Genomic DNA, 5,495 nt, shown 5'->3' with positions numbered 1-5,495 from the left:
TAATATACATCAGTATAATCAGGTATAAAAAAAGCCCCGGACAATTAAGTCCGGGGCCGCAATTCAATCCCTTTAGACATCTACTGTATTAAATAATATCAGCGATGTTTACTACATATTCCTGATCATCAAGAATGACATTGATCTGATTACCGGCATTCAGGTTATTCAGATAGGCAACAGTCTGGTGATCACCATCAACACCGTTATTATCCAACTGCAACTCGACACCGCTGCCAGTATCCACTGCTTTCAGGTAATCACTAATATCACTTGCACCATTTGTATTATCGTCAAAAGTAATCAGATCGCTAACATCCAGAATGTCACCACGGTTCGCATTATAATCGTTCACACGATCAACGCCTTCGCCAATTACGTGGCCCGTAAAATCAAACGTATCAGCACCGGCACTCCCCGTAAGGTTATCACTTCCTGCACCGCCTCTGAGAATATCATCACCACCTTCTCCACGTAAGCGGTCATCCCCCGCACCGCCGATGAGAACGTCATCACCGTCGCCAGTGAAGATCATGTCATTTCCGTCACCACCATCAACGGTATCATTGCCTGATCCTGAACCGCGCTCGTCAAAGTTGTCATCACCGGCACCAAGCCAGACTTTATTGTCTGCCTCACTACCATAAACAAAGTCACCGTGATCAGTGGCGATCAGGTTATCAACACCGTCCAGTGTGCCGTCGGCTTCACCGTAAAGGCCAGAGAACCCCGCTACAGGCTTACCAGATGGAGCATTCAACCCGGCAACTGCACCTGTACCATCGTAGTTCAGGAAAGCCTGTATGCCTGATGTCTTGTCACTATAATCCAGTCCGTCAAAGTCAATCAGCGGGAAATCTTCGGCAGCAAGATCACGACCTAGTGGTGCAACAGTATCTTCATGAGCAAAGATGCCGCCATCAATCAGGTTTATGAGCGAACCATCCTGCACACCCTGTGCATCAAGCCCGTCGATCAGATCCCCAAAACTATCGCTGTAAACACTACCACCGCCACTCAGTGAGTTTGTACTTGCAATCGCCGCAGTCTCCAGCGTGTCGCCATCAATAAGCTTTTGCGCCTGGGTAATAAGCAAACCGGCGGGAACCTCGACACCACCAATAACGAGAACCGGCGCATCATCACCGTGGGAAAGCTCAAGAAGATTGCGGAAAACAACACGTCCATCATTGTGACCATCTGCATCACTGTCAAATGCAAGAATGAAATCATTGCCGTCAATCATCGGTGCTGTTAAGGCAGCATCAAAGTTCAGCGTGATAACCTGGCCCTTTTCCAAGAAGATGTTTTTCAGCTCACCAGCAGCCGGAGCCGTAATGACCATATCCGGAACCTGTGGGGTTACCAAATCATCACGACCAAAATTATGAAAAGCTGCTTGGTTATCATTCAACGCCAGATCATAAGACATATCTGAACTCCATCTCTTTCTGCCAAGGGCCGTTCAACCAACGAGAACAGCCAGAAAAGTTATCTTTTTCATTGAGACAGAACATAGGGATGCCGGAAAATTATATCAACAACAAAATCACTCCAGAATAGCAGCTATGCATTTGATTTATAAAAGAAAATTTAAATAAAATACGATATAAACTTTACGATAAATGAGTGTACTGGCGTTTTAGCATGCAAAACAAGATGATACCTTAAAAAAGCCTATAGGTTGAGTTAATTACAAATCAAAATAGGATTAATTCTTCCTTAAAGAGATTGAGCACAAAAAAACCCCGGACCTTTAAGTCCGGGGTTTTTTTTGGGTTCTTTTAGAGATTAGAAGTGTTCAACAAATAACGTAGCTTCAGTTACACCATCATCACCTGTGCCTCTATACACGTCATAGATAACACCACCTCTCTCAACAGTCCCGTCTGCAGCCCAACCGGGTTCACGGTTTACAGTATCGTTGGCCCCATCACGAAGAATGGTAAGTTCATTATTATCATCCGTCATGTCAATCACATCATCAACAGACAGACTTCCAACACCACTACCCAAGGTACCAAAATCCTCAAACCCTGATCCCGCATTTCTCATATCAATAATTTCGATATTCGAGATTAGATCTGTATCAAAGTGTGTCGTTCCTGCTGCACTCTCCGGATCAATCCAGTATGATACATTCCCTGAATGATCAGGTAGTGTTACAGTATCAATACCATCACCACCATCAATTATCGTGCCGGGCACAAAATCAATCGTATCGTCATCACCGACGCCGCCACCGCCGCCTTCAGTCACAGCAGTAACATTGATATCCAGCTTGGCTGTTGTCTTGTCACCATCTACATCAGTCACTTCATAGGTGAAGCTGTCTATCAGATCCGTATCGGTAACATCTGCTTTTGCTGCATAAGTATAGGAACCGTCAGAATTCAGCGTCAGTGTGCCGTAAGCTGTTTGAATTGGCGCACCCAGAGCAACTGGCGTACCGTCACCAGCAACAACACCGGAAACAAAGAACCCATCCGGGCCAGAATGATCATTCGAAAGCACGCCATTATTAACACCAACAACAGTCAGAGTTTCACCCTCATTGACATCACCGGAATCTGAAGCCGCAGTCGGTCCACCATCCGCAATATCGATGACAAGATTTTTCGAACTTGTATCACCATCACCATCGGTCAATTCGTATTTGAAACGCAAACGAACCACATCATCAGATCCAGTCTCGCCAACATCAGGATGATCAATCGGTGCAAACTGCTGGAAGCTGTAATCACCATCTGTTTTGATGGTCATTGTGTAAACCAGAACGCTGCCAAGCACGGTTGTCGCGGTGAAAGTAATGTTACCATCACCATCAACAGCCTTAACAACGTTAACGTTATCACCAGCAGATGTCAGTGTAACATTACCATCGCTGTTATTATTAGCAGCTTCATTACGGTTCTTTGCGGATAGAACATTTGCACCTGTTACGGTCGCACCGTCAGCCCCGGCCTTCGCACCTTCAGCGAAGACATTACCGTCAAATACATCTGGTGAAACTTCCTGAACGTTACCACCACCCATATCGATGCCTTTAGCTTTGGCAACATCATCCTTGATGGATACATCCAATGTAGAAGTTGTTGTATCACCGTCGCCATCGGCAAGAACAGCAGTAACCTGTGGCAAATCCGCTAGATCCTGACCGTTGCCAGCGTGATCATGCGTACCAGTCAATTCAGCTGAGTAAGCACCCGTGGCAGCGGTAACAGTGAGAGTAACAGCACCCATGTTAACAATGATCAGACCTGATCCATTTGCTGTATAGGTATTGCCATCAAATTGAACTTCCTCAACACCAGCAAAGCCATCAGCACCAAAGTCAACACTATCAACAAAGCTACCTGTTTTAATCAGCTTGCCAGCGTTTGGAGAAGAACCATCCGCAAGATCATCTTCATCGAAGGATAATGTGTCTGCATCACTACCAACTATCACATCGTCTTCAATGACGATTTCAAGGCGACTGATGTCCTGATCACCGTCATTGTCATAGGTGACATAACGGAAACCAATCGTCAGCGGATCACCATTGTCATTACCTGAACCCGTATCTTCGTGATCTATCGGGGCTTTCAGCTCAACGGTATAGGCACCTGTGGTCTTGTTGATCGTAACGACAATGACCTCTTCGCCAGTCACAGAGTTCTTACCAACAAGAACCATGTTGCCCGCACCGTCATCTGTAGCAGGACCAAAGTCAACATCATCACCGCCGGATGTCAGCGTATCTTCAGGCGCTTCATCATCGTGTTCTGTGTCTTTGGTTTCCTTGAAATAGATATCATCGAGATATCCACCATCAGCACCAAAGCCGAATTCAAGAACACCAGAAACAGAAGAGTTATCTGCAATGTTATCGTCAAGGGTTGCTTCGTCGATTACTTTCCATTCAGAACGATTGTCCTCACGGGCACGAACAGATCGGGAATCAACTTCATCGTCTTCGATGGTTACAACAAGGAAGTTGGAAGAACGGTCGCCATCGTTATCCGTCACTGTATAGCGGAAGCCCAGATCAATCGGATCGTAATCGTTTGAATCAGCATCCAGAGAAATATCAGGGTGATCAACAGGACCACTCAACTTAATTTCATACTCACCAGTAGCTTGGTTGATTTCGACCCGGATAATTTCTTCAGAACCAGCTGAACCAATGTAAACCAGATCATCGCCAACAACAGTTGCAGCAGCAAAAACAACTGCTACACCGTTAGAGAATAGAGTATTGCCGGCAGGATCGAAGTCCTCCGCATCAACCCATCCAAGGAAGGAGATGCCACTAACTTTACCGCCATCAGCACCAAAATCAATTCTCAGTTTACCATCAACACTGCTGTTATCATCAATATCGTCAACTAAGGTATCTTCGTCAATTTCACCCGCATATTCAAAGCGGGTACGCGGACCGTCATCGTCAATATTCACACGCAACTTGGCAGTCGCAGTATCCCCATCGCCGTCAGTAACAGTATAGAAGAGTGTATTCAGGTTGATGTCTTCATCGTGAGAATTGGTATTTGGATGTTCGATACCACGATATTGAACAAAGTATACCGAAGCACTGTCACTTGATCCGTTTTGGTCAAGATAGGCTTTGAAAGCAACAGGACCGTCTTCGCCCCCGACGCGACCTTCTACTGTGTCTTCGTCAACACTGTAGAGATAAATTACGCTATCAGTAGCAGCATCTTTAAGGCCAGAGTCAGCACCGTCGAATTCTGCACCATTGCTATCAGTAAGGCCAACTTTTGCACCATCACTATCAGCACCAAAATCAAATGACAGACGTTCTTTAGCTGCAGATAATGCTTGCTCACCCGGAACTTTCGCTTCGGATGGGACCTGCCAAGGGAAGACTTCATCCGTACTGAAGATTTGTGGGAAACCTGGGGTCTCATCAATCTTAATCACATCAGAATGTGCCACAGGCGTATCATCATCAACGGAAACAGCCAGTGTTCCATCGACGGTATCTTTGTCACCATCTGTCACACGATAGTTAAAGACAAACTCAACGTTGTTCTCGTCTGAACCTTCAGGATGTTTGATCGGATTAAGTTGAGTGACGGTATAGTTCCCGGATGTCGTATCATCCAGTGATACAGTCATCACAGAAACACCATCCTGCTTAACAGTCAGAAGAGTTCCATCATCGTTTAGCTCATAGGTAAAGCCAGCTGGTGCACCCGTATCAAGTAGAAGCGTTGTTGCTCCTTCTTCATCAGCACCGTAATTGTGGCTGAGTGTGCCCGTTGTATTAGCTGGCGCATCATCACCAACACCACCCGGATTACCATCTGCACCCGGTACATTGTCATCATCAATAACAACTTGAGCATTGTCAGACTCAATCGTAGGTCCATCATCACGGAACTGAACCTCAACACGGGCAATATTACTCTTGTCACCTTCATCATCAGTCACAAAATAATTCAGATTAAGTTTGATCGTTTCGTTATGACTGTTCTCGTTTGGATGTT

General features: G+C 45.6%; 2 protein-coding genes. Both read right to left on the bottom strand.

Translation table 11 applies throughout. The features are described 5' to 3' along the window. Positions 1 to 88: 88 nt before the first annotated feature. The gene (locus WH96_RS22715; protein ID WP_053006196.1) at positions 89 to 1,432 is read right to left on the bottom strand and encodes a calcium-binding protein; all 1,344 of its coding nucleotides are present in this window, start codon (positions 1,430 to 1,432) and stop codon (positions 89 to 91) included. A gap of 359 nt (positions 1,433 to 1,791) precedes the next feature. After that, on the bottom strand, positions 1,792 to 5,495 hold a 3,704-nt coding region (locus WH96_RS20660), incomplete at its 5' end, for a T1SS-143 repeat domain-containing protein (protein ID WP_047766149.1).

Origin of the sequence: Kiloniella spongiae, from assembly GCF_001026905.1 — a bacterium.
GTDB classification, from domain to species: domain Bacteria; phylum Pseudomonadota; class Alphaproteobacteria; order Kiloniellales; family Kiloniellaceae; genus Kiloniella; species Kiloniella spongiae.
The sequence above is the reverse complement of the archived record's forward strand: the minus strand, read 5'-3'. Positions and strand labels throughout refer to the sequence as shown.

What these genes read in the sequence shown, in the direction of transcription:
- WH96_RS22715 (WP_053006196.1), bottom strand. Translation starts at nt 1,432, where the DNA reads ATGTCTTATGATCTGGCGTTGAATGATAACCAAGCAGCTTTTCATAAT.